This window comes from Streptomyces sp. DSM 116793, assembly GCF_057320905.1.
Genome location: NZ_CM170494.1, coordinates 7990085 through 8013467 on the forward strand (window position 1 = coordinate 7990085; position 23383 = coordinate 8013467).

The window sequence follows — 23383 nt, forward strand, 5'->3', positions numbered from 1 at the left end:
GCCGCGGCGCACCGGCCGGGGAGCCGTCGCCCCGTGGAGGCAGGCCGCACTCACCTGCCTCCACGGGTGCCCCATCCCCCGAGGGCGCCGATGTGCGCGCCATCGTGGCCGACGGCGCGACGCCGTCGCCGGGTCAGCCCGTCACGGGTTCCAGGACGAGGACCGGTATGACCCGTTCCGTAGTGCGCTGGTACTCGGCGTAGTCGGGGAAGGCGTCGACCGCGCGCTCCCACCATTCCTCCCGCTCGCGGCCCACTGCCTCGTGAGCGATGTACTCGAGCCGCTCGGGCCCGTCCTGGAGCTCCACCCGCGGGCTGCTGATGAGATTGTGGTACCAGGCCGGGTGGTGAGGTGAGCCCCCATAAGAGGCGACCAGGGCATAGCGCCCCGCGTTCTCCACGCGCATCACCGGGGTCTTGCGTATCTTCCCCGTCGTCCTGCCCCGCATCGTCAGGACGACCACGGGACGGCCGAATATCGTGTTTCCCTCCGTACCGTTGCTGCTCTCGAAGAGCGCGACCTGGTCCCGGACCATGTCCAGGGCACTGGGTTCGTATGCGCCGTCCAGAGGCATGGGTTCTCCTTCCGTCGTCTTGTCGTCCTGTCGTTATAAGTGGTGGAGGCCTGTCCCGGGTCGGAACGACACGGACGTTACGCGCTGGGCGATGCCTGACCGGCGGCAACCAGGTGCCCCCGGCGGTTCCGGCGCGCCCGTACGACTGCGCCGCACCCGCCAGCCGGGGTGGTCAGTAGCGGGCGCTACTCGCCTGCAGGAGCGGGGAGACCATCGATGGGCGGCCGTCCACGGTGGCTCCGCCGAACTGGATCATCGGCGCCAGCGTCCTGTTGTTGTCGGCGGGGAAGTTCAGCGTGGGAGCGGACACCTCATCCAGCGCCCCGCGCTGGGCCTCGGTGAGGGTCACGTCCAGGGCACGCAGGTTGGCCTCGAACTGGTCCATGCGGCGCGCGCCGATCAGGGTGGAGGTGATCCCGGGGCGCCCCCGCACCCAGGCGAGGGCCACTGCCGCCGGGCTGACGCCCACGTCGCCGGCGACGGCGTTGAGTGCGTCGATCACGACATAGTCGGCCTCACTCGGGGCGCCGACCAACTGCGCACGCGTGGTGTCGACCGGGCCGGTGGTGGCGCTGGAGTACTTGCCCGACAGGAACCCGCTCTTCAGCGGTCCCCATGGCATCACTCCCATGCCCAGGGCCTGGGCCATGGGGATCAGCTCCCCTTCCGAGGTGCGTTCGAGCAGGGAGTACTCCAACTGCAGCGCGATGATCGGAGCCCATCCGCGGAAGCGCGCGATGGTGGCTGCCTCGGCCGTCGCCCACGCCGGCACGTCGGAGAATCCGACATAGCGGATCTTGCCGGCGCCGACCAGGTCGTCCAGCGCTCGGAGGGTCTCCTCGATCGGCGTGGACGGATCGAAGTTGTGCAGCCAGTAGATGTCGACGTAGTCGGTCCCCAGGCGCCGCAGCGAGTTCTCCAGCTGTTGCACGATCGCCTTCCGGCTGGGTCCGCCGCCGTTGGGGTCGTTCTCGTACAGGTTGCCGAAGAACTTCGTGCCGACCACCACTCGGTCGCGCACACCGGGCCGACCGGCGAAGTAGTCACCGATGATCTTCTCGGAGTGACCGTTGGTGTAGATGTTGGCCGTGTCGATCGAGTTGCCGCCCCGGTCCAGGTAGGCCGCGAGAATGTCCTTGGACTCCGCCGGGCTGCTCCCCCAACCGTGGTCCTCCCCGAAGGTCATCGTGCCCAGCGTGAACGGGCTGACCCGCAGTCCCGAGCGGCCGAGTGTGACATAGGAATCGAGCGACATGACGGAGAGCTCCCAGCAAGGTGGTGGTGCGGGGACGCCGTGTCGGCCATCCCCCGGTACTCCTCCATTCGACGCCCGCCGGTGCGATCTTCCTAGACCGATGGGCGCGGATCGTTGCACGATCCGCTCAATATTGCCCGGATCATTTTTGCCTGGCACACAATTCCGTGGTCCACTGACGTGGTGGACCACCTGAGCGAACTTCGGCACCGGATCGCGCGACTGGCCGCAGGCAGCCCGCGCCCGGTGTGGATCGAGGGAATGTCGGTGTTCTCGACCGAGTACGTGACCGAACCGCTCGGCACGGTCACCGAACCCACGATCGCTCTCATAGCCCAGGGAGCGAAGCGCACTGTCCTCGGCGATCACATCTTCGAGTACCACTCGGGCCAGTACCTCGTCGCGACTGTCGACCTGCCCCTGACCTCACAGATCACCCGCGCCTCGCCCGCCGAGGCGTTTCTCGCGTTCGGGCTTCCGTTGCAGCCCGCGATCATCGCTCAACTGCTGGTGGAGACCGGTCCCACCGGCGCGCGTCCGCACGACGGACCGGGTATCGCTACCAGTGACGCCGACGACAGGCTGCTCGACGCCGTCGTGCGGCTGCTGCGCCTGTTGGACGAGCCACGTGACATCCCCGTACTGGCACCCAGCGTGCGACGTGAGATCCATTGGCGACTACTGAACGGACCCCAAGCGGCCCTGGTCCGACAGATCGGTCTTTCCGGCAGTCGCATCGCACTCGTCGCCCGGGCGATCGAGTGGATCAAGACCCGTTATGACCGGGTGATCCGCATCGACGACCTCGCCGACGAAGTCGGCATGAGCGTCTCCTCACTCAACCGGCACTTCCGCGCCGTGACCGCCATGAGCCCGCTGCAATATCAGAAGCAGCTCCGACTCCAGAAGGCCCGCATGCACCTCATCGCGGCCCCCCACGACGTCGCCGCGATCGGACACGCCGTCGGGTACGACAGCCCGTCGCAGTTCAGCCGTGAGTACCGGCGCATGTTCGGGGCCCCGCCGGGGCAGGACGCTGTACGCCTCCAGACCGCAGCGATCGTCCAGGAGTAGCCGCCTGGCTCCACGGCCGCGCCCGTAGGCCCGACGGACCGTCCGCCTTGGCCGACGACGCGCACCCGTACGCGGCGCGCCACCAGTTCGCGAGAAGCGTGTCAGCTCCCTCGGGCGGCAAAAAGGCAGAGGCAAGGAGAGCTCTCTCCTTGCCACTCTCAACGTATAGCGCGCCGGGGGGCTTGCCGCAAGGCCCGGGTCACGGCGCAGAATCGTCGGCCGATGCCAGAACCTGCGGAAACGAGGGCCAGAGGTGCGTGACGTATGGGGGGACGCGGTGACGTCGAACCAGTGGGGGGACCAGCAGCGCGGGCAGTACGTGCTGGATCTTCAGGAGATCGACGAGACGCAGGTCGCGGTCGTCGGCGGCAAGGGCGCCCACCTGGGCGGGCTGTCGCGGATCGAAGGCGTCCGCGTGCCGGGTGGCTTCTGTGTGACGACGGACGCCTTCCGGCGGATCATGGCGGAAGCGCCGTCGATGGACGACCGGCTCGACCAGTTGTCGCGCCTGGACCCGGACGACCGGGAGGCGGTCCGCACGCTCAGCGCGCGGATTCGCGGGACCATCGAGGGGATCGCCGTGCCGGGTGATCTCGCGGCGGCGATCACCCGCGCGCTGGGCCGGTTCGGCGAGCGAGCCGCCTGTGCCGTGCGATCCAGCGCGACGGCGGAGGACCTGCCGACGGCCTCGTTCGCCGGCCAGCAGGACACGTATCTGAACGTCGTGGGGCCGGCGGCGATCCTCCAGGCCATCAGCCGGTGCTGGGCCTCGCTGTTCACGGAGCGGGCCGTGGCCTACCGCCGGCGGAACGGCATCGACCACCGTACGGTCCACATGGCCGTGGTCGTGCAGCAGATGGTCTTCCCGCATGCGGCCGGCATCCTGTTCACGGCCGACCCCGTCACGGGCAACCGGAAGGTCGCCACCGTGGACGCCGGCTTCGGCCTCGGCGAGGCCCTGGTCTTGGGCCTGGTGAACCCGGACGTCTTCACGGTGCGGCACGGCGAAGTCGTCGCCAGGGCGATCGCCGCCAAACACCGTGCCGTGCACGCCCTGCCGGCCGGCGGTACGCGGGAAGTCGCGATCGAAGCGCAGCGGCAGGAGCAGCCGGCGCTGACGGATGCGCAGGTCGTTCGGCTCGTGCAGCTCGGCCGGCGGATCGAAGCGCACTTCGGCCGTCCGCAGGACATCGAATGGTGCCTGGTCGATGATGGCTTCGAGATCGTTCAGAGCCGGCCGATCACGACGCTGTTCCCCATCCCCGAGACCGGCGACCAGGAGAACCGCGTCTACGTCTCGGTCGGTCATCAGCAGATGATGACCGACCCCATGAAGCCCCTGGGGCTCTCCATGTGGCAGCTGACGGCCATGGTGCCGATGCACGAGGCCGGCGGGAGGCTGTTCGTCGACGTCACCCGGCGCCTGGCCTCGCCGGCGTCCCGCGCCGGTCTCCTGGACGTCGTGGGGAGGGGCGATCCGCTGATCAGGGACGCTCTGGAGACCATCCTCGACCGCGACGACTTCGTCCCGTCGCTTCCGGACGCGGGCCCCGGCGGGCCGCCGGCCGGCGGTGCGTCCGCCCCGATCGAGACCGATCCGGCCATCGTCACCGAGCTGATCGAGCGGAGCCGGGCGTCCATCGCCGCCCTGGAGCGCGACATCCGGACGAAGACCGGAGTGGAGCTGTTCGATTTCCTGCTGGAGGACTTCGAGGAGCACAGGAGAGTCCTCGGTGACCCGCTGAGCCTTCAGGCGATCATGGCGGGGATGGAGGCCACGTGGTGGCTCAACGACAAGCTGCAGGAGTGGCTGGGCGAGAAGAACGCGGCTGACACGCTCACGCTGTCCGCCCCCGGCAACGTCACGTCGCAGATGGGACTGGCGCTGCTGGACGTCGCGGACGTGATCCGCCCTTGTCCGGAGGTGGTGGCGTTCCTGGAGGGCGTGGCGGACGAGGGATTCCTCGACGAGTTGGTGAAGGTCGCCGGAGGGACCGAGGCGCGCGACGCCATCGAGGCCTACCTCGACCGGTACGGCATGCGCTGCGTCGGCGAGATCGACATCACCAGGCCGCGTTGGCGCGAGCGTCCCAGCCTGCTCGTGCCGTTGATCCTCGACAACGTCAGGAACTTCGGGCCGGGCGCCGCCGAGCGGCGCTTCGAGCAAGGGCGGCAGCAGGCACAGAAGAAGGAACAGGACGTGCTGTCACGCTTGCGGGCCCTGCCGGACGGGGAGCGGAAGGCCGACGAGGCCAAGCGGATGATCGACCGGGTCAGAACCTTCATCGGGTACCGGGAGTACCCGAAGTACGGCATCGTCAGCCGCTACTTCGTGTACAAGAGGGCCCTGCTGGAGGAGGCCGGGTGTCTCGTGCAGGCCGGCGTGCTCCGTGAGAAGGAGGACGTCTTCTACCTCACGTTCCAGGAACTCCGTGACGTCGTGCGCTCGCGCCAGGTGGATGACCAGCTCATCCAGCGGCGCAAGGACGCGTTCAGGTCGTACCACGCGCTCACCCCGCCCCGGGTGCTGACCTCGGATGGTGAGGCCGTCACCGGGGCGTACCGGCGCGACGACGCCCCGGCCGGCGCCCTGATCGGCCTGCCGGTCTCCGGCGGGAGCGTCGAGGGAAGGGCCCGGGTCATCCGCGACATGGCGGAGGCCGATCTCGAAGCGGGCGACATCCTGGTGACGACCTTCACGGACCCCAGCTGGTCGCCGTTGTTCGTCGGGATCGCGGGCCTGGTGACGGAGGTGGGCGGCCTGATGACGCATGGCGCGGTGATCGCGCGGGAGTACGGCCTGCCGGCCGTCGTCGGCGTGGAGCAGGCGACCCGGCTGATCCGGGACGGGCAGCGGATCCGCGTGCACGGAACCGACGGGTACGTCGAGATCCTGCCGTGACCGACCACACCGAGAAGCCCCATCCTTGGCCTCCGGCCGAGATCTCATCCGCTCGCCGGCCTCGACGTCCGTCAGGAGCGGACGTACGGCACGCGGCCAGCGTCGGCTCGGAGCAGACTGTCGCCGCTCGGCCTCGTCGTGGCCGCTGCCACGCGAAGGGTGTTCCTCGGCTGTCCCGGACGTGTCTGCCTCATCGGGTGTACGGCGCCCGGAAGGGCGGAGCGGCACGGCCTCCCGCGGCTCGGGAGGGAGCCGGGCCGGCCCCGGCCGCGGCGGGCCCTCTCCCAGCGACCGCATCCGGCGTCGTTCGGTAGGACTTCCCAATCGTGATGTCAAGCCGCGAGTGTGACGGGAGGTGAATCTTGGTAGCACTGTCCGTCACGGATCATGGCCCACAGGACGTTGAGGCGTCGGCGAGCAAGCGCGAGCAGGGCCTGTTTGTGCCCCTTCCCCTCGCTGCGCTTTCGCTGGTAGTACGCCTTGGAGGCCGGACAGCCCTTGAGGCTGGCCATGGCCGACAAGTACATCACCCGCAAGAGCCCGCGGTGGTATCGCCTGGGCCTGCGCAGGTTGCCGCTAACACGGCCGGAGTCGCGGGGCCTTGGGGCGAGGCCGGCGAAGCCGGCCAGACGGTTGGCACTGCCGAAGGCGTCCATGTCACCGCCGGTGGCAGCGATGAACTCGGCACCGAGCTTGGGGCCCATGCCCGGCAGGCTGCGAATCACCTCGGCGTGCGGATGCTCGCGAAACCGGGCCTCGATCAGAGCGTCGAGCTCGGCGATCTCCTCATCGAGGGCCATCACCCCCTTCGCGAGGCGGACCACCATCGAGGCGGCCAGCTTCTCGCCGGGCAGCGCCGTCATCTGGGCCTGGGCGGCCTCCACCGCCGTCCTCGCGAGCACGGCGGCGCCACGGACCTTGCGGTTCTTCAACCAGGTCTCGATCCGCCTCGTGCCCGCACGACGGATCGCGGCCGGGGTCTGGTAACCCGTCAGCAGCATCACTGGGCCCTTGTTGACCAGGTCCAACGACCGTTCCAACGCCGGGAAGATCTCCAGGAGCTGGGCACGCAGGCGGTTGATCTGACGGGTGCGGTCAAAGACCACGTCCAGGCGCCTGATAGTCAGCGTGCGCAGGTCGACGGCGATCTCGTCACCAGGCCGCAGCAGACCCAGATCCCGGCGGACGCGCGCCTGGTCGGCGATGACGAAGGCGTCCTTCGCGTCCGTCTTGCCCTCGCCCTTGTACGTGGCCGAGGCACGGTGGACTGCCAGGCCGGTGAGGTAGGCCATCGGCTGGTCATGACTGAGGAGCAGGCCGATCAGCAGGGCGGCTCCGCCGTGATTGAGGTCGATTGCCCACAGCACGTCGGTGGATACCGCCAGGACATCGCCAATGAGCTGGAGCAACTCAGTCTCGTCGTTCAGGACCCGGCGGGAGAGCAGCCGCTCGCCGTCCGCGTTGATCACCACGCAGTGATGGTGTTCCTTGCCGATGTCCACCCCGGCCCAGATCTCGGGCACGTTCCCTCCGCCAGTTCGTCGTCACATCGATCCCGCAGACGACCTCGCCGACGTTGTCCTACAGCAGCGATCGGAGCCGCGTCTCCCAATTGGCGGTCGAGTCGTCGCGGGGCTCCGGGCGGCCAAGTCCTTTGAGCCTTGCCAACGGCGCCCACCCATGAGCCATACCCAGAGCCCCCGGGCTCTCCGATCTTACGAATGACCAGAGCAACCACCCTTGAAAGGTAGGACACCCCCATGGGCGAGGACGGTCGGCGCCGTGCGCGAGGCGGAGTCACACGAGCGACGTGGCCACGCGCGGCGGACACCGTTTCCGCCCACCGGGGCCGTTGCGCGAGCATGCCGGAGTGATCTTGCTGCGGTGCTGTGGAGGCGCCTGGTGGATGTGAGCCCCGGGCCTCGACTGATCTTGCTGTGCGGGCTTCCTGGCTCCGGGAAGACGACGCTGGCCAAACGCCTGGCAGACGAGATCCCCGCGGTGCGGCTGTGTCCGGACGAATGGATGTCGGATCTCGACATCGACCTGTTCGACGAGCGCACGCGCCACCGGCTTGAGCGGCGATTCTGGGCTCATGCCCAGGACCTGTTGAGGCTCGGACAGACGGTGATCTTGGAGTTCGGCTTCTGGGCACGCTCTGAGCGGGATGAGAAGCGACGGGCGGCGCGCGCGCTCGGGGTTCCCGTCGAACTGCACTACCTTGCCGCGTCGATCGATGAGTTGTGCCGCCGTCTCGAAGTCCGCAGCCGGGAGGGCCGGCAGGGGACCGTCCCGGTCGGTCGCGAGTCGCTTGCGGAATATGCGAAGTCCTTCCAGCCGCCCGACGACGATGAGCTGGGCCTTTTCGACGACCCGCCGCCGGGACGACGCGGATGACCGGACTTCCTCCAGGCCGGACCGGCGGACCGACCCAAGGCCTCGGGCAACGAGAGCATCGCGGGGACCTCCTCCACGCCGTCGGGTGGCCTGGGGACGGCGGTGATCTCGGCGACGTGCCTCGGGTCGCCCACAGCCACGCCACCGAGGCTCTGGACCCGCTCGGCAAGGACGTCGATCAGCTCCAGTTGTTCGCCGCCGTGCTTGTCGAGCACCAGGTGGAGTTGGTAGAAGGTCGCACCGCGCACCACCCAGTGGTGCTTCTTGTACAGGCTGTGCAGGATCTGGGTGTCGGCCAGCACCCGGTTCAACCGCTGACAGGAGTACATCCGGGCCTCGAAGGACAGGGCGAGCGGGAACTGCTTGACGGTCCCGAACTCCTGTATGACCTGTCCCTTCTGGTGCAGCCCCGGCTGGCCGCTCACGGGATGGAGATGTGTACTCATGATCCGCCTCTGGTCGGTGCTGGGTGACATCGGTGTACGACGGAGGCTACGGACTCACCCGGTATGCGCCTTGACCCGCAGCGCATGGCCGACCGTCATCCCGTGCACGACGAACGCGTCGCACGCCTCGGCCGCCCGACCCGTGCCAGCCCATGGGCGGGGCTGATCCATGCGCTGCTGATCCATGCCGTCGTCCGCCGGGCGCCACCCATGCGCTGGGAGAGCAGCCCCGGTGCGCGGCCGGTCACGCGTCGGGGCGGCCGACGCCCGACCCTGGTGTCGTCACGATGCGCGGCGGTGCCGGTGAGGCGGGGTCCGGCGCGTCCTGCCGACCTTCAGGAAGTCCGATGAGCAGCAAAGCGCGGGCACGCGGTGCCGCATCGTCCTTGGCCGGCACGGCACCGGGCTCCGCGTGGGCTCCGCTGGCCCTGCCGGTCTTCCGAGCACTGTGGATCGCGCAGTTCGTCTCCAACATCGGCAGTTGGGTGCAGACGGTGGGGGCCCAGTGGCTGCTGGTGGGGCACGGCGCGACATGGGTGACGCTGGTGCAGACCGCGTCGAGCCTTCCGGTGGTTCTGCTGGCACTGCCGTCCGGTGTGCTGGCGGACCGCCTCGACCGCCGCGGGCTGCTTGTCGCCGCCCAGTTCGCGATGCTGGTCGTGGCGGCAGTGCTCACCGCGCTCGCGTTCGCCGACCGTCTCGGCCCGGGACTCCTCCTCGCGCTGACCTTTCTGCTCGGGTGCGGCACGGCGCTGATGGGGCCGGCCTGGCAGGCGATACAGCCCGACCTGGTGGCCCGGCCCCAACTGCCCCAGGCGGCGGCTCTGGGTGCCGTCAACATGAACCTGGCCCGAGCCGTGGGACCGGCGATAGGCGGTGTCCTGGTGGCGAGCGCGGGAGTCGGCTGGGTCTTCGCGCTGAACTCGGTCTCCTACCTCGGCATCGCGGTGGTCCTTCTCCTGTGGCGGCGGCCGGCCACGACGGCGACCGCCGCGGAGCGGCAGAGCTTCCTCACCGCCCTCCAGGCGAGCCGCAGGTACATCTGGAACGCTCCCGGCATCCGCCGCGTCCTGCTGCGCGCCGTGCTGTTCATCCCGGGCGCGTCCGCCCTCTTCTCGCTGCTGCCGGTGGTGGCCCAGAGGTCGCTCCACCTCGGCTCGGGAGGCTATGGGCTGCTGTTGGGCGCGGTGGGACTGGGAGCCGTGACGGGCGCGTTCGCGCTGCCCGCGGTCCGGCGGCGCCTCGGCGCCAACGGCACCCTCGCCGCCGGGGCCCTGGTCTTCGCCGGGGTGCTGGTGCTCCTGGCCACGGTGCCGGTGCCCTGGCTCGCGGCCACCGTACTGCCGCTCGCGGGAGCGGCCTGGATCGGTGTGCTCTCCACGCTCAACGCGGCCATGCAGACCCGCCTGCCCGGGTGGGTGCGGGCCCGCGGACTGGCCGCCTACCTCATGGTCTTCCAGGGGGGACAGGCGGTGGCCGCCCCGCTGTGGGGCCTGCTCGCGCAGCGGGTGGGCCCGGACGGGCGAGGCCGGGTCACGCATCCAGCCATGGTTCGGGGGACAGAAGTGTGCACTCTGGGAACAAACGAGGCCCCGAAGCCGCGGCACCATGGCGGTCGTCGGAATGCGACGGAGCAACTCGAACCGGATGAGCGATGTTCTGCCATCTCTCTTCGGACGCCGGAAGTGCGCACCGGCCACGTTCACCTCTGGAGAGCCCATGACCGCGGTGTTGCCGTCCTCCGCCCCCACCTCCACGTCCGGCACGGGTACGGCCACGTGTGACACGGACAGGCCCGCCTACTTCAAGAGCGCCGTCACCGACGAGTTCACCGCCGTGTCCGTGACGTCCCGTAACCCGTCGCCCCTCGCACCACGCGTCAGCGTCCAGGACATGGGTCACCTGAAGGTGGTCTCTCTTGGGGCCGAACCCTGCGGGATCCAGCGACCGGCAGCACAGGTGGCGCGTACACCGGGCATGCCGGTGCGCGTGAACGTCCAGGTGTCCGGCGTGGGCAAGCTCTCGCGGGAGGGGAGCGAAACGCTGGTGGGCGCGGGCGAGTGGGTCATCTGCGACGCCACGCGTCCGTACTCCATGGAGTTCTCCGAGCGGTTCTCCGCCCACGTCTTCAGCCTGCCCCGCAGCGCTCTCGACGTCACCGACGCGGAGTTCCAGCGGGTGACGGGGGTCACCATCCGCCCGAGCGGAGGCGTCGCCGCGATGCTCGCGCCGGTGCTGACCGGACTGGCCGCCTCAGCCCCCTCCTATGCGGACACGGTCGCCGACGAACTGGCCGGGAACGTGACCGACCTGCTGGCGACCCTGATAGCGGAGCTGGCCGGCGGCGCCTCGGCCGGTGAGGACACGGCGCACCGCCATCTTGTGCTCCGGGCCGGCAGTACATCAACCACCACCTCGGCGACCCCGACCTCACACCCGAGACGATCGCCGGCGCCCAGGGCATCTCGGTGCGCTACCTCCACCGGATCTTCGAGGACGAGGGGACGACCGTGAGCCGCCTGGTCCAGCAGCGGCGCCTGGAGGAATGCCGCCGCGAACTGGCGCGGCGCTCTCCGGTCAGTCCCACGGTGTCCGCGGTGGCCCACCGGTGGGGATTCGGCAACGCGGCATATTTCAGCCGAGCCTTCCGGGCCGCCTACGGTGTCTCGCCCACCGAGTGGCGTCACGCGCGCGGTAGGCCGCCGAAGTAGCCCGCGACGCACGGCAGTCGAGTGGGATCCGCTCAGCGGCGGAGAGACCTGCACGCCCCGAGCCCCGGATTCCAGTACATGCGTGCAGTCGAATGACCTACGTATGAGCGGGGCCGCAGCACCATGCTCAGCAGCATGGGAATCGTGCTCACCACTGCTGCCGTCTCGGACGATGACAAAGTGAGCTTCTGGAGTAAGGCCACCACACGCACGATCGGGTCTCAGAAGGTCATCGTCCGAAACAAGGACGATTTCGCCGGACGCATCACCGTCGAAGACCTGGGATATCTGCGGGTCGTGACCATCGAGGCGGAAGCACAGCGGCTGAGCCGCCACCGGGACGATGCCGCCGGCACGAAGAGGCATCTTCTCTCCGTCGGATTGCAGGAGCGGGGCCATTCCGTGCTCGCCCAAGCCGGTCGTACCGCACGGCTGGGACCGGGTGAGATGATCGTCTATGCCGGGGACCGCCCCTATGTGCTGGAGCAGTTCGAGCCCTTCCGCATGTATGTCTTCCAGCTCCCGCGCGATGTCATAGCCGTATCGGAATCCCACGTCCACGGTGTGGCCGGGGTGGCGTTCGGCCGTGGTTCGGGGGTTTCAGCCGTGCTGGCCCCGCTCCTTTCCGGATTGGCCGACCAGGCCGGGTCCTGCTCAGCGCGGGTGGGCGAACGGGTGGCGGGCGTCGTCGCCGATCTGGTGGCGACGATGATTCGTGAACGAGTGGAAGACGGGCAGCGGCCGGACGAGCTCAACTGCCAAGGAGATGTGGCTGCCCGGGTGCGCGCCTACATCAACAGCCATCTCGCGGATCCCGATCTGTGCCCCGACGTGATAGCCAGGGAGAACCACATATCGGTTCGCTATCTTCACAAGGTATTCGAGGGGGAGGGCACCACAGTGAGCCGTTGGATCCAGCAGCGGCGCTTGGAGGAGTGCAGTCGTGAACTCCTGAGACGGAGTCGGGTGAGCCCGACGGTGTCGGCTGTCGCGCAGCGCTGGGGCTTTGTGAACCCGGCCCACTTCAGCCGGGTCTTCCGAGCCGCCTACGGCCTGTCACCGACGGACTGGCGCAAGACGATGGCCAAGTGAGGGCAGCCGGGGAACGGGGGAGCTCGGCCGGGACCTAGGTCACTTGACTTACGACCGGGAGTCCACCGCTCGGCCGATGGACCGATGGACCGACGGACCGATGGACCGATGGACCGGTGGGTCGGTGGACCGGTGGGTCGGCGGGTCGGTGGGCCGGCGGACCCACCGGCCTCCTCCCGGCCGTCAGTGCAGCGCGACATGGAGCAGGTCCGTCGCCTGGATGAGGGCGGCTTTGGACGCGTGGGTGCCGCGGAGCGCGTCGAAGACCATGAAGTCGTGGACCGTGCCGTGGTAGCGCATGGAGACGACCGGGACGCCGGCGGCGCGCAGCTTGGCGGCGTAGGCCTCGCCCTCGTCCCTGACCACGTCGGCCTCGCCGGTGACGACGAGCGCGGGCGGCAGGCCCTGTAGTTGTTCGGTGGTCGCGCGCAGCGGCGAGGCCGTGATCTCGGAGCGCCGGGCCGGGTCGGCGGCGTACAGGTCCCAGAACCAGCGCATCATGTCGGCCCTGATGACGTAACCCGTCGCGAACTGGTCGTACGAGGGACTGTCGCACTCGCCGTCGGTGACGGGGCAGAACAGCACCTGACAGCAGAACCTCACTCCGCCGCGCTCCTTCGCCAGGATCGTCAACGCGGCCGTCAGATTGGCGCCGGACGAGTCACCGGCCACGGCGATCCTGCTGCCGTCCACTCCCAGACCCGCCGCCTCCTCGGACGTCCAGCGCGCGACGGCGTAGCACCGTTCCACAGCGACGGGGTACCGGGCCTCGGGCAGGTGCCCGAACTCGGGAACGAGGACTGCCGCGTCCACGCCGAGAGCGAGCGCACGCACGAGCCGGTCATGGGACGCCGCCTCCGGGAGGGCCCAGTCGAGGCCCCGCAGATAGATGACCGCCGGCAGTACCTCCCCTTCGGTCCCGGCCGGCCTCACGATCCGTACGGGAACCCGGCCGTGCGGACTCGGCGGCCCCGGCATCCACCGCCCGTACGTCGCCTCGTCACCCCGGGCGGGCCTGTTCCCGAGCCCGGCCATGTGGTGGCGCACCTCGGCCGGCTCCATGCCGGCGACGACCGGCGGACCGCTGAACGTGTCGGCGAATGTCTGGGTGGCCTGCTCCAGTACGGGCTTACCGGGCAGGGGGTAGTCATGCGCGCGATGCGGCGAGTCCGAGGGGCGGTACCGCTGAGGGGTCATCGGGCAACAGCTCCCTTTGAGTGCGCTCACGTTCTCAGGTCACGCCGGCACGGCCCGTCGACCTTTCGGCCGCTGTCTTCCCCTCACATCGGGGTCCCACCTGGAGGAATGCCGGGGCAACACGGATCGGGCCGTTCGCGAGTGCCCTGGCATGTACTCCGTGCGCACGTGAGACGTACCACGATGAGTGTTCCACGTCGCCGCCCGGATGCGCTCAGGTGGTGCCGAGAGCGTCGCGGAGGGTGGTGACGGCCTGGCTCAGGGCGGCCTGGGCGGCGTGGGTGCCGCTCAGCGCGTTGAGCATCAGGAAGTCGTGGATGATGCCCTGGTAGCGGGTCGCGGTGACGGGGACACCGGCCAGGCGGAGCTTGTTGGCGTAGGCCTCGCCCTCGTCGCGCAGGACGTCGGCCTCGCCGGTGATGACCAGCGCCGGGGGCAGGCCCGACAACTGCTCTGTGGTGGCGCGCAGCGGCGAGGCGGTGATCTGCGCCCGCTCGGCCTCGCTGGTCGTGTACTGGTCCCAGAACCACTGCATGGCGTCGCGGCGCAGGAAGTAGCCCTCCGCGAACTGGTGGTAGGACGGAGTGTCGAAGGACGCGTCCGTCACGGGGTAGAAGAGGACCTGCTGGACGAGGGGGACGTCACCGCGCTCCTTCGCCATCAGGGTCAGCGCGGCGGTCATGTTGCCGCCGACGGAGTCGCCGGCCACGGCGATCCGGCTCGGGTCGAGGCCCTTGCCGGCGCCGCCTGCGGCCACCCATCGGGCGACGGTGTGGTTCTGCTCGATGGCGACGGGATAGCGGGCCTCGGGGGAGAGCGCGTACTCGGGGAAGACGACGGCGGCGCCGACGCGGGTCGCGAGTTCGCGGACCAGGCGGTCGTGGGTGTGCGCGTTGCCGAAGACCCAGCCGGCGCCATGGATGTAGACGATGACCGGCAGGCTGCCCCGGGCGCCTGCCGGGCGGACGATGCGGGCGGGGACGGAGCCGGTGGGGCCGCCGGGGACGGTGATCCACTCTTCGTCCACCTCCGGCAGGGCGACCTGGCCGGACTGGACCTCGTTCACGGTCTTGCGGCCCGCCACGGGGCCGAGGTCGAAGAGGAACGGCGGGTTGGCGGTGGCTGCGGCGAACTCGGCGGCTGCGGGTTCGAGCACCGGGGCCTCAGGGACGTACGAGTCGGACATCGTCCTTCTCTCCTTTCGAGTGCTGGTGATCCCTCGAGGCTAGGTGCGGTGGTTTCTCCGACCGGGTACGGCGATTGACCGAGAGTGCACGGGGCCGCGCCGGATCAGGTGCGCGGCACGCGCGCTGGAGGCGCGGCGGACTCCCCGATCGCTCTCCCCGGGCTCGGAGGCCCCGCGGCCCGGAGCCGCCGGTGGCCTCGCCCGGCCGCCGTCGCCGATGCGTCCAGGCCTCGGCGGCCGGCACGACCAGCCCCCCGTATGCGATCCGACCAGCCCCCCGTATCCGATCCGACCAGCCCCCCGTATCCGATCCGACCAGGCCCGGTATCCGGTACCACCAGGCCCGGTATCCGCACCGCCAGGCCTGGATCCGACACCACCAGGCCCGGTATCCGGTACGTCGACAGAAAAGCACCTGTGCGCTGCTGAGACATCCGCATCCGGAACGCCCCGTTACGTTCGAGCCGCTCTCGTCCCTCATACCGGCCGCCCGGCGGAAAGGCAGCGCCATGCAGTTCGGGATCTTCTCCGTGGGTGACGCGACGCCTGAGCCCACCACGGGCCGGACACCCACGGAGCACAAGCGGGTCAAGGCCATGACCGTTCCGCCGGCCGTGGCGGCGGCGCAGTGAGCGGCAGCCACATCAAGGTCGCCGTGGTCTCCGCCGGACTCGGCCGGCCCTCGTCCACGCGCCTGCTGGCGGATCGTCTCGGCACAGCCACGCGGCTGCACGTCGAGCAGAGCGGCCACGAGGCCGAGGAGCACCTGATCGAGCTGTGCCCGCTCGCCCGGGAGATCACCAAGCACCTGATCGCGGGGTTTCCCGCGCCACCGCTCGCCGCCGCCATCGACGAACTCACGGGGGCCGACGGGCTGATCGCCGTCACCCCGGTCTTCTCAGCCTCCTACAGCGGTCTCTTCAGGTCCTTCTTCGGCCTGCTGGAACCCGGGGCACTCCGCGGGAAACCGGTACTGATCGCCGCGACCGGCACCGCGTCCCACTCCCTGGTGCTCGAACACGCCCTGCGGCCGCTCTTCTCCCACCTGCGTGCCGTCGTCGCACCGACCGGCGTCTTCGCCGCCGCGGAGGACTGGGGCGTAACCGGGGACACGCTGACGGACGCCCTGCCCACGCGCATCGACCGGGCAGCCGGCGAACTGGCCGCACTCGCCGTCACCCAAGCGGAGCACCCCAGCCTCGACCCCCACGCCCCCGGGACACACCTTCCGGTCCGAGCCGCAGGACTGAGCCCGCGCTGACCCCACTCCTCAGCCGTCACACCGAGCCCACACCGAGCCCACACCGACCCGCCCGACCACGCACCCCCGCACCCCGTACACCGCACCCCGCACCGACAGGAGAGACCACCCGCATGTCGAGCATGCCCGTCGCCGGGATCCGTCCCGGGACCCCTGACCAGGCCGCTGACCTGGTGATCCGCAATGCCAAGGTGTATACCGCAGACCCGACACGGCCACAGGCCGGCGCGCTGGCCGTGCGCGACGGACTCGTCACCGCCGTGGGGGACGACGCCGACGTGATGCCGCAGGTCGGCCCGGAGACCCGAGTGGTCGACGCCCTGGGGCGCCGGGCCGTCCCCGGCCTCAACGACGCCCACCTGCACGTCATCCGGGGTGGCCTCAACTATGTGCTGGAACTGCGCTGGGACGGGGTTCCCACGCTGCGCCAGGCGCTGGCCATGCTCAGCGTCCAGGCGGAACGCACACCGCCGGGGCAGTGGGTCCGCGTCGTCGGCGGCTGGTCGGCCGAGCAGTTCGCCGAGCGCCGCATGCCCACCCTGGCGGAACTCAACGCGGCCGCCCCCGACACCCCGGTCTTCGTCCTGCACCTGTACCAGTCGGCGCTGCTCAACCGGGCGGCCCTGCGCGCGGCGGGGATCACCCGGGACACTCCCGACCCGGTGGGCGGCCAGATCGTCCGCGGCCATGACGGACAGCCCACCGGCCTGCTGCTCGCCGCGCCCGGCGCGCTGCTGCTGTACTCCTCCCTCGCCAAGGCCCCGACCCTGGACGAGGCCGACCGGGAGGCATCCACCCGCCACTTCCTGCTCGAACTCAACCGCTTCGGCCTGACGTCGGCGATCGACGCGGCCGGCGGCTTCCAGAGCTTCCCCGAGAACTACTCCACCGTCATGGGCCTGGCCCGTAAGGGTGAGCTGACGCTCCGCATCGCCTACCACCTCTTCCCTCAGACCGCGGGCCAGGAACTGGAGGACCTCACCCGCTGGGTGAGCACCGTGCGCCCGGGAGACGGCGACGCGTGGCTGCGGCTCAACGGCGCGGGGGAGAACCTGACCTGGGCCGCCGCCGACTTCGAGAACTTCGCCCAGCCGCGCCCCGAACTCGGCGACTACGAGGCGGACTTCGAGAAAGCCGTGCGGCTGCTGATGGAGAACGGGTGGGGCTTCAGGCTGCACGCCAGCTATGACGAGACCATCCGCCGCGACCTGGCCGTCTTCGAGAAGCTCGCGGCCGACGGCCTCTTCCCGGGCGGCAACCGCTGGCTCTTCGACCACGCCGAGACGATCTCCCCGGAGAGCCTGGACCGGGTCGCCGCCCTCGGCGGAGCCATCTCGATCCAGAACCGGATGCCGTTCCAGGGCGAGGCGTTCGTGGCCCGCTACGGCGCGGCCGTGGCGTCGGAGGCTCCGCCGCTGCGGGCCATGCTCGACCGCGGTCTCACCGTGGCCGCGGGCACCGACGCCACCCGGGTCTCCTCGTACAACCCCTGGGTCGCGCTGCACTGGCTGGCCTCCGGACGCTCCCTCAGCGGCCGCGCTCTCGCCGCGGCCCACAACCGCCTCAGCCGTGAGCAGGCCCTGGAGCTGTTCACCCAGGGCGGGGCGCGGCTCACCGGGGAACAGGACGTCAAGGGACGGCTGGCCGTGGGCTGCTACGCCGACCTCGCCCTGCTCAGTGCGGACTACTTCACCGTCCCGGAGCCGGACATCGCGCACATCGAGTCCGTGCTCACCGTGGTGGGCGGACGGATCGTGCACGCCGCCGAGGAGCACCAGGGCCTCGCCCCACAAGCCCCTGCCGTCTCACCGGACTGGAGCCCGGTGGCCTGTTTCGGCGGCTATCAGGCCACTCCGGCGCCCAGCCTGGCGGGTGCCCGGCAGGCCGAGCGGGTGGTGGAGGCGGCCGCGGCCTCCGACGAGCAGCGCGCCTGGCGCCAGGCCCGCGGACAGGTCGTGCCCCGCGGGGAACGGCTCCCGGCCGACCCGTGCTTCTTCTGAACCCTTTGGGTGACACAGCGATATAGCGACATTTCGATACATTGTCAGGAGACAGTTCCGTGACCACGAGCCTCGATCACCGCGCCGTGCCCTCCGCCCAGGTGGGGGACCGCCATCCACTGGTTCGCGTCCTCCTGACGCTCACCCTGGTGAGCGGCCTGATCGACGCGGTGAGCTATCTGGGGCTCGGGCACGTCTTCACCGCCAACATGACGGGCAACGTGGTGGTCGTCGCCTTCGCCCTCGCCGGTGCGCCCGGATTCTCCCTGGCAGGCTCCCTCATCTCACTGGCCGCGTTCCTGCTGGGCTCGGTGTGCGCCGGGCGGCTGGCCGTCTCGCACCGGGCGGCGCACCGGGTGCCCTGGGTCCGTACGGCGCTCATCCTGGAGACCGCGCTGCAGGGCGCGGCGACGGTGCTCGCCTTCGCGTTCGGCGGGAGCGCGCAGTTCGGTCTCATCGCGCTCCTCGCCGTTGCCATGGGACTGCGCAACGGCACCGTACGCAAGCTGGGCGTGCCGGACATGACGACTACCGTCCTCACCTTGACCCTCACCGGCCTGGCCGCCGACTCCTCGCTCGCACACGGCGGCAATCCCCGGATCCGGCGCCGCCTGCTCGCCGTCGCGGCCATGCTGGTCGGCGCCGCCCCGGGCGCCGTGCTGGTCCTGCACGGCAGGACCGACTGGGCCCTGCTGGTGAGCACCTTGCTCGTCGCCCTGACGCTGCTGACCTACCGAGAGCGCGGATGAACGGTTACGGAGCGGTGGGGAGGTTCCCGGCCGCACACGGGGGACGTTCTCGGCCACGCACGCCGGGACGTCCTCGACCGCCCTGACCGTGCCGGAGAACCGGCTGTACGTCTCGCCGTATGCGGTCTCCAGGTTCCCGACCTCGTATCTGGCCTTCACCCGGGGACACATCACCTCGGACCACCGCCGGGCCGAAGGTGCGGAGATCGGCCTCCCCGGCAGGACCTACCGCCGGATCGCCATGGACTCCAGCTTCGGGAAGACACGGGTGGCCGTCACCGACGGCCACCTGCCCTACCCCTTCGGCCGCGAGGCGACCGGATACCGGGTGACCGCCTGGCCGCGACCCTCACCAAGGCCCGATCCGCGGGCGCCACCGTGCTGTGGGGCCCGGTGACGGCCGGCGGCCGCGACACCGCCATCGTCCGCTTCCCGGGCGGATACATCGCCGAGATCCACGGCACCGCAGAGCACTGAACGCCGCTCACACGGCGCGCCTCGTCCCGGCCGGGGTCGCCCGGCCGGGACGAGGCGTGAGTCGGGCCGGTTGCGGTGGCCCGCTTCTGCGGGCCCCGCGGGTGTGGACCGCTGGGGGTGTTCCGGGTCGGACCCGTCGTGACGGAGGCAACGAACCCAGAGACGGTGATCACCGGCGGTCGGCGAGGAAAGCGAGGACGGCCGCGGCGAATGCCGGCGCGGACACCGCCGTCCCGTGGTCTCCGGCACCATCGCCCGAGGGGCATGCGGCAGCGCCGCGACCAACTGGTCGGCCGAGTAGGCGCGTTCGTCCTCGCTGCCCGTCGTAGTCGTCCAGTCCGAGGTGCTCGAGGAGAGCGAAGCCGTCGTCGGTCAGTACGTCGTCGGGGTAGGCGGCGGCATGGTGGGGCTTGGGGCTTCTGCCGTGCTGCCGCAGGTACCCCTGGCCGCGGGCGGGCGGTGGGGCCACAACGGTCCCGGCCCGAGGGCGGCCATGCGCGCCTCGGGCCGGGGTGGCCGCCGTGGGCGAATGTCAGGTGCGGTGCAGCACTCCGCGGGCGACGAGACCGCCGCCGACCCCGGCCAGCACGGCGACAGGCAGCCACCAGGCAGCCCAGGTGAGCAGGCCGAACGCCGCATCGAGCGACCACTGCCCGGGGCCTGTGGCGGAGAGTACGGCACCGATGGCGATCAGCACGAAGGGGTACTCGAAGCCGTCGTTCTGCACCCACAGGCCGTGCGGCCACTTGACGGTGAGGGCGACCGTCATCGCCCCCATCGCCCCGGCGCCCGCCAGCGGTGTGAGGAAGCCGAGGCCAGCAGCAGCCCCGAGCCGATCTGGGTGCCCTCCGCGGCGAGAGCGGTGAGCACCCCGCCGCGGAAGCCGTCTCCGCGGAACTCGGCGGTACCGCCGGCAAGGCCGTTGCCGCCGAGGTGGTGACTGACCTTCTGGACTCCGTGACCTGCCATCAGCAGGCCGGCGACCAGCCGGAGAAGGAGTAGACCCGTGTTCATGTGGACTCCGGTTGTGCTGTGCGGGCGGACCGCTGGTCAGCCGGCCGCGTGCTCGCCGATCATGGTCTGCGCGTAGACCACGCCCTGCCCGTACGCCCCACCGCGTTCCCTCACCACGTCCATCACCGACGCGTAGGTCGCGGTCCGTCCCCAGTCGCGCTGGAGCTCCAGGAGCACCTGCAGCCACGTCACCGGAACCGCGCCGGCCGCCCTCAGTCGCTGGAGCGCGTGCTCGTGCGCCTCGGGGGTGACACCGCCCGAGGCGTCCGCGACCACGTAGACCTGGTAGCCCTGGGCCAGCGCGGAAAGGGCGGGCCTCACCAGGCAGACCTCGGTCCACAGGCCGGACAGGATGATCTTGCTGCGCCGGGTGGCCTTGACCGCCTCGACCACCGCCTCGTGCTCCCAGGCATTCATCGTGGTCCGGTCGATGACCTCATGCTTCGGGAAGAGCTCCCGCAGCGGGGGGAGGATCGGTCCGGAGAACGACTCGGCGGCCACCGTGGAGAGCACCGTCGGCACGTCGAACACCTTCGCGGCCTTGGCCAGTCCGATCGTGGCGTTGATGATGGCGGCCCGGTCACCGCTCCCGGTCCCGAAGAACATCTGCGGCTGGTGATCCACGAAGAGCATCATCGAGTTGTCGGGTGTGAGCAGGTCGGGGCTCGGGACGGCTTGGACGCGCGCAAAGTCGACCATGAGTTCTCCTCTTGGCTGAAAAAGCTCGAAAGCGGGTGCGGACGGCAGCGCGAGGCGCCGGCGCCGCATCGCATGTGCCGAAGCTATTCCGGCGGTATCGAACACGTCTTCTCTCTGCGCGCCCACCGCTTTTCCCACACTGCACAGCCGTCCCGCACGCACTGACGGTGGACGGCCCCAGCAACAGCGCGCCAGGGATGTCGAGCCCGGACGTTTCGTCCGGGACCCCCTCACCCCAGGAGGGCGCGCCAGCGGTCGGCCGACTCCATCGTGTCCAGGCAGATCCGCTCCAGGAACGCCCCTCCCCTGGCCAGCCGCTGCCCCACGGGGGTGTCGGGCCCGGCCGTCTCCGCGGCGGTCAACGCGGCCTGCGCCGCCTCCAGCGTCTGCCGCGTGCCGATCACGATGGAGTGGTACCAGGCCTCGTCGTCGATCACGTAGATGTCGCGACGCCGCTGCGGATCGCGCTCGCGCCGGACATACCCGTTCTGGACAAGGTAGTTCACGGCCACGGAGACGGAGGCCGGGCTGACCTTGAGCCTGCGGATCAGCTCGGCCGCGGTGCGCCTGCCGTCCTTCGACAGCAACAGGTCGACGTGTACGCGCGCTGTGATCCTCGGCAGCCCGGACCTGACCGCCAGCTCGACGATCTCCTCTCCCATCGTGCCGCCCGGCGCACCGGCCGCGGGTGGGGCCGCCGGTGTGCCGCGCCGTGCCCGCCGGGCCGTCGCCCGGTGCGCCTGCTGGGGCTGGTAGCCGGTGGGGCCGCCGTTGCGTCCGACCTCGCGGCTGATCGTCGAGGTCGGGCGGTCGAGCCGCCTCCCGATCTCGGCGTAGGAGAGCCCGCCGGCGAGGCCGGCCGCGATGCGCTGGCGGTCCTGCTGGGTCAACCGTTCTCCTGGCATGCCGCCAGTATTGCCTTCGCCGTCATTCATTGCAACGCACCCATTGCATTCGCGCCCAGCGTCATTGCATCAATTTCCCGGTGCTTACCAGGGTGAATGCCTTTCGGTTGATTGACACTCATTCTGAATGCAACGTAGCTTTCGAGCATTGTCGAATGCGTACTATCGTGAGATGAGGAATGGCCATGGGTGAATCCCTGTACGCCGTCACGATGCTGCCGACGGCGCGTCAGCCCGGCTGCCCGTTCGACCCGCCGGCAGAGCTGGTCGACGCGCGCAGGCACGGCCCCATCAGCGGCTACACCTTCCCCGGTGGGAGACCCGGCTGGTTGATCACCGGATACGACCTGGTCAGGTCCGTCCTGGCCGACTCGCGGTTCAGCTCACGCAAGGAACTCATGCTGCACCCGACCATCGACTACGGAGACATCAAGTCCCCACCGGCGCCGCCCGGCGAGTTCCTCCTCATGGACGAGCCCCGGCACAGCCGCTATCGCAAACCGCTGATGGGCAAGTTCACCGTACGGCGGATGCGACTGCTCGGCGAACGCGTCGAGCAGATCACCGCCGAGCAGCTGGACGCCATGGAGCAGGCCGGGCCGCCGGCGGACCTGGTGAGCGCGTTCGCCAGGCCCGTCCCCGCCATCATGATCTGTGAGCTGCTGGGGGTGCCGTACCAGGACCGGGGGTCCTTCCAGGAGCAGGTCGACTCGTTCATGAACGGGGAGACGAGCGACGAGGACCTGATAGCGGCCTACACCGCGACCCAGGACTACCTCGCGGAGCTGGTGGCCGCCAAACGCGCGAACCCCACCGACGACGTGCTCAGCGACCTCACCGACAGCGACCTGACCGATGAGGAACTGAAGGGCATCGCCCTGATCCTGCTGGCGGCCGGGCTCGACACCACCGCGAACATGCTGGCCCTCGGCACCTTCGCGCTGCTGCGCAACCCGGAGCAACTGGCCGCGCTGCGTGCCGATCCCGCGCTCGCCGACCGGGCCGTGGAGGAGCTGCTGCGGTACCTCAGTGTCGCCAAGACGTTCATGAGGACGGCGCTGGAGGATGTGGAGGTGGGCGGCCAGACCATCAAGGCCGGCTCGCCGGTGATCCTGTCGTACCACACCGCCAACCGCGACCCCGAGCGCTTTCCCGACCCCCACGTACTCGACCTCCGCAGGCAGGACGGCGGGCACCTGGCCTTCGGCCACGGCATCCACCAGTGCCTGGGCCAGCAGTTGGCCCGTGTCGAGATGCGGGTCGCGTTCCCCGCGCTGGTCAACCGCTTCCCCACGCTGCGCCTGGCCGTGCCGCCCGAAGAGGTCGCCCTGCGCCCGGAGACCGCGGACGTCTACGGGGTGAAGAGCCTCCCGGTCACCTGGGACGCGTGACCACCAGCGCAAGTGGCCTCTGCCATCCGCCAGTCGCGGCTCCCCGTGCTCTG

The 23383-nt window shown here is 70.1% G+C and carries 21 protein-coding genes and 2 pseudogenes; 13 read left to right on the plus strand and 10 right to left on the minus strand.

Features of this window, described 5'->3' with window-relative positions; all coding sequences use genetic code 11:
- Positions 1 to 133: 133 nt before the first annotated feature.
- Together ACSMXW_RS31460 and ACSMXW_RS31465 are read right to left on the minus strand one after the other, a co-directional pair.
- Positions 134 to 574, minus strand: a complete 441-nt coding sequence (locus ACSMXW_RS31460; protein WP_485801316.1) for a nitroreductase family deazaflavin-dependent oxidoreductase — start codon at positions 572 to 574, stop codon at positions 134 to 136.
- Between the two features lie 172 nt (positions 575 to 746).
- Positions 747 to 1829 (minus strand): aldo/keto reductase, encoded by a 1083-nt coding sequence (locus tag ACSMXW_RS31465; RefSeq protein WP_485801318.1) that lies wholly within the window; start codon positions 1827 to 1829, stop codon positions 747 to 749.
- Positions 1830 to 2090: 261 nt separating this feature from the next.
- Here ACSMXW_RS31465 and ACSMXW_RS31470 point away from each other — a divergent pair, with 261 nt between their 5' ends.
- Both ACSMXW_RS31470 and rph read left to right on the plus strand, forming a co-directional pair.
- Positions 2091 to 2903, plus strand: coding sequence for an AraC family transcriptional regulator (locus ACSMXW_RS31470; RefSeq protein WP_485808442.1), 813 nt, complete (start codon positions 2091 to 2093; stop codon positions 2901 to 2903).
- A gap of 253 nt (positions 2904 to 3156) precedes the next feature.
- The gene (gene rph / locus ACSMXW_RS31475; protein ID WP_485801319.1) at positions 3157 to 5805 is read left to right on the plus strand and encodes a rifamycin-inactivating phosphotransferase; all 2649 of its coding nucleotides are present in this window, start codon (positions 3157 to 3159) and stop codon (positions 5803 to 5805) included.
- A gap of 332 nt (positions 5806 to 6137) precedes the next feature.
- On the opposite strand, the gene ACSMXW_RS31480 is transcribed toward rph, so the two are convergent.
- Positions 6138 to 7328: an IS110 family RNA-guided transposase gene (locus tag ACSMXW_RS31480; RefSeq protein ID WP_485801321.1), complete on the minus strand. Its 1191-nt coding sequence runs from the start codon at positions 7326 to 7328 to the stop codon at positions 6138 to 6140.
- 379 nt (positions 7329 to 7707) lie between these two features.
- Here ACSMXW_RS31480 and ACSMXW_RS31485 point away from each other — a divergent pair, with 379 nt between their 5' ends.
- Positions 7708 to 8202, plus strand: coding sequence for a P-loop nucleotide/nucleoside kinase family protein (locus ACSMXW_RS31485; RefSeq protein ID WP_485801323.1), 495 nt, complete (start codon positions 7708 to 7710; stop codon positions 8200 to 8202).
- Between the two features lie 50 nt (positions 8203 to 8252).
- On the opposite strand, the pseudogene ACSMXW_RS31490 reads toward ACSMXW_RS31485, so the two are convergent.
- A pseudogene (locus tag ACSMXW_RS31490) lies at positions 8253 to 8648 on the minus strand (Dps family protein); the annotation flags it as partial.
- Between the two features lie 54 nt (positions 8649 to 8702).
- Positions 8703 to 8834 carry a hypothetical protein gene (locus ACSMXW_RS31495; RefSeq protein WP_485801324.1) on the minus strand — a complete coding sequence of 44 codons (132 nt, stop codon included), beginning with the start codon at positions 8832 to 8834 and terminating at the stop codon, positions 8703 to 8705.
- Positions 8835 to 8995: 161 nt separating this feature from the next.
- Between ACSMXW_RS31495 and ACSMXW_RS31500 the strand changes: the two genes are divergently transcribed.
- From ACSMXW_RS31500 to ACSMXW_RS31515, 4 genes are all read left to right on the plus strand, one after another.
- Complete coding sequence (locus ACSMXW_RS31500) at positions 8996 to 10432, plus strand: MFS transporter (protein ID WP_485801326.1); 1437 nt, start codon at positions 8996 to 8998, stop codon at positions 10430 to 10432.
- Entirely contained in the window at positions 10368 to 11162 is a 795-nt protein-coding gene (locus ACSMXW_RS31505; protein ID WP_485801328.1) for an AraC-like ligand-binding domain-containing protein, read from the plus strand. The genes ACSMXW_RS31500 and ACSMXW_RS31505 overlap by 65 nt, the downstream gene beginning before the upstream one ends.
- Positions 11117 to 11359: a helix-turn-helix transcriptional regulator gene (locus ACSMXW_RS31510; RefSeq protein ID WP_485801329.1), complete on the plus strand. Its 243-nt coding sequence runs from the start codon at positions 11117 to 11119 to the stop codon at positions 11357 to 11359. Before ACSMXW_RS31505 ends, ACSMXW_RS31510 begins: the two co-directional genes overlap by 46 nt.
- 135 nt (positions 11360 to 11494) lie before the next feature.
- Positions 11495 to 12451: a helix-turn-helix domain-containing protein gene (locus tag ACSMXW_RS31515; protein ID WP_485801330.1), complete on the plus strand. Its 957-nt coding sequence runs from the start codon at positions 11495 to 11497 to the stop codon at positions 12449 to 12451.
- 183 nt (positions 12452 to 12634) lie between these two features.
- Here ACSMXW_RS31515 and ACSMXW_RS31520 read toward each other — a convergent pair whose 3' ends face one another.
- Together ACSMXW_RS31520 and ACSMXW_RS31525 are read right to left on the minus strand one after the other, a co-directional pair.
- A complete protein-coding gene (locus ACSMXW_RS31520; protein WP_485801331.1) occupies positions 12635 to 13648 on the minus strand; it encodes an alpha/beta hydrolase in 1014 nt (337 codons plus the stop codon).
- Between the two features lie 214 nt (positions 13649 to 13862).
- A complete protein-coding gene (locus ACSMXW_RS31525; RefSeq protein WP_485801333.1) occupies positions 13863 to 14834 on the minus strand; it encodes an alpha/beta hydrolase in 972 nt (323 codons plus the stop codon).
- Positions 14835 to 15343: 509 nt separating this feature from the next.
- Between ACSMXW_RS31525 and ACSMXW_RS31530 the strand changes: the two genes are divergently transcribed.
- From ACSMXW_RS31530 to ACSMXW_RS31550, 5 genes are all read left to right on the plus strand, one after another.
- Positions 15344 to 15466, plus strand: coding sequence for a hypothetical protein (locus ACSMXW_RS31530; protein WP_485801335.1), 123 nt, complete (start codon positions 15344 to 15346; stop codon positions 15464 to 15466).
- Entirely contained in the window at positions 15463 to 16095 is a 633-nt protein-coding gene (locus tag ACSMXW_RS31535; RefSeq protein ID WP_485801336.1) for a CE1759 family FMN reductase, read from the plus strand. Before ACSMXW_RS31530 ends, ACSMXW_RS31535 begins: the two co-directional genes overlap by 4 nt.
- A 113-nt stretch (positions 16096 to 16208) precedes the next feature.
- Positions 16209 to 18095, plus strand: coding sequence for an amidohydrolase (locus ACSMXW_RS31540; protein ID WP_485801338.1), 1887 nt, complete (start codon positions 16209 to 16211; stop codon positions 18093 to 18095).
- A gap of 59 nt (positions 18096 to 18154) precedes the next feature.
- Positions 18155 to 18844 carry a YoaK family protein gene (locus ACSMXW_RS31545; protein ID WP_485801340.1) on the plus strand — a complete coding sequence of 230 codons (690 nt, stop codon included), beginning with the start codon at positions 18155 to 18157 and terminating at the stop codon, positions 18842 to 18844.
- A gap of 88 nt (positions 18845 to 18932) precedes the next feature.
- On the plus strand, positions 18933 to 19241 hold the full coding sequence (locus ACSMXW_RS31550; protein WP_485801341.1) for a hypothetical protein: 309 nt from the start codon (positions 18933 to 18935) through the stop codon (positions 19239 to 19241).
- A 612-nt stretch (positions 19242 to 19853) separates the two neighbouring features.
- Here the strand turns inward: ACSMXW_RS31550 and ACSMXW_RS31555 are convergent.
- From ACSMXW_RS31555 to ACSMXW_RS31565, 3 genes and pseudogenes are all read right to left on the minus strand, one after another.
- A pseudogene (locus ACSMXW_RS31555) lies at positions 19854 to 20335 on the minus strand (DoxX family protein).
- 36 nt (positions 20336 to 20371) lie between these two features.
- Positions 20372 to 21034 (minus strand): hydrolase, encoded by a 663-nt coding sequence (locus ACSMXW_RS31560; protein ID WP_485801343.1) that lies wholly within the window; start codon positions 21032 to 21034, stop codon positions 20372 to 20374.
- Between the two features lie 230 nt (positions 21035 to 21264).
- A complete protein-coding gene (locus ACSMXW_RS31565; protein ID WP_485801345.1) occupies positions 21265 to 21939 on the minus strand; it encodes a helix-turn-helix domain-containing protein in 675 nt (224 codons plus the stop codon).
- 185 nt (positions 21940 to 22124) lie between these two features.
- Between ACSMXW_RS31565 and ACSMXW_RS31570 the strand changes: the two genes are divergently transcribed.
- Positions 22125 to 23330, plus strand: a complete 1206-nt coding sequence (locus tag ACSMXW_RS31570; protein WP_485801347.1) for a cytochrome P450 — start codon at positions 22125 to 22127, stop codon at positions 23328 to 23330.
- The last annotated feature ends 53 nt before the right edge of the window (positions 23331 to 23383 follow it).

What these genes read in the sequence shown, in the direction of transcription:
- ACSMXW_RS31495 (WP_485801324.1), bottom strand. Translation starts at nt 8,834, where the DNA reads ATGGATCAGCAGCGCATGGATCAGCCCCGCCCATGGGCTGGCACGGGT.
- ACSMXW_RS31470 (WP_485808442.1), top strand. Translation starts at nt 2,091, where the DNA reads ATGTCGGTGTTCTCGACCGAGTACGTGACCGAACCGCTCGGCACGGTC.
- ACSMXW_RS31465 (WP_485801318.1), bottom strand. Translation starts at nt 1,829, where the DNA reads ATGTCGCTCGATTCCTATGTCACACTCGGCCGCTCGGGACTGCGGGTC.
- ACSMXW_RS31560 (WP_485801343.1), bottom strand. Translation starts at nt 21,034, where the DNA reads ATGGTCGACTTTGCGCGCGTCCAAGCCGTCCCGAGCCCCGACCTGCTC.
- ACSMXW_RS31540 (WP_485801338.1), top strand. Translation starts at nt 16,209, where the DNA reads ATGTCGAGCATGCCCGTCGCCGGGATCCGTCCCGGGACCCCTGACCAG.
- ACSMXW_RS31515 (WP_485801330.1), top strand. Translation starts at nt 11,495, where the DNA reads ATGGGAATCGTGCTCACCACTGCTGCCGTCTCGGACGATGACAAAGTG.
- ACSMXW_RS31460 (WP_485801316.1), bottom strand. Translation starts at nt 574, where the DNA reads ATGCCTCTGGACGGCGCATACGAACCCAGTGCCCTGGACATGGTCCGG.
- ACSMXW_RS31525 (WP_485801333.1), bottom strand. Translation starts at nt 14,834, where the DNA reads ATGTCCGACTCGTACGTCCCTGAGGCCCCGGTGCTCGAACCCGCAGCC.
- ACSMXW_RS31500 (WP_485801326.1), top strand. Translation starts at nt 8,996, where the DNA reads ATGAGCAGCAAAGCGCGGGCACGCGGTGCCGCATCGTCCTTGGCCGGC.
- ACSMXW_RS31570 (WP_485801347.1), top strand. Translation starts at nt 22,125, where the DNA reads ATGGGTGAATCCCTGTACGCCGTCACGATGCTGCCGACGGCGCGTCAG.
- ACSMXW_RS31530 (WP_485801335.1), top strand. Translation starts at nt 15,344, where the DNA reads ATGCAGTTCGGGATCTTCTCCGTGGGTGACGCGACGCCTGAGCCCACC.
- ACSMXW_RS31505 (WP_485801328.1), top strand. Translation starts at nt 10,368, where the DNA reads ATGACCGCGGTGTTGCCGTCCTCCGCCCCCACCTCCACGTCCGGCACG.
- ACSMXW_RS31520 (WP_485801331.1), bottom strand. Translation starts at nt 13,648, where the DNA reads ATGACCCCTCAGCGGTACCGCCCCTCGGACTCGCCGCATCGCGCGCAT.
- ACSMXW_RS31565 (WP_485801345.1), bottom strand. Translation starts at nt 21,939, where the DNA reads ATGCCAGGAGAACGGTTGACCCAGCAGGACCGCCAGCGCATCGCGGCC.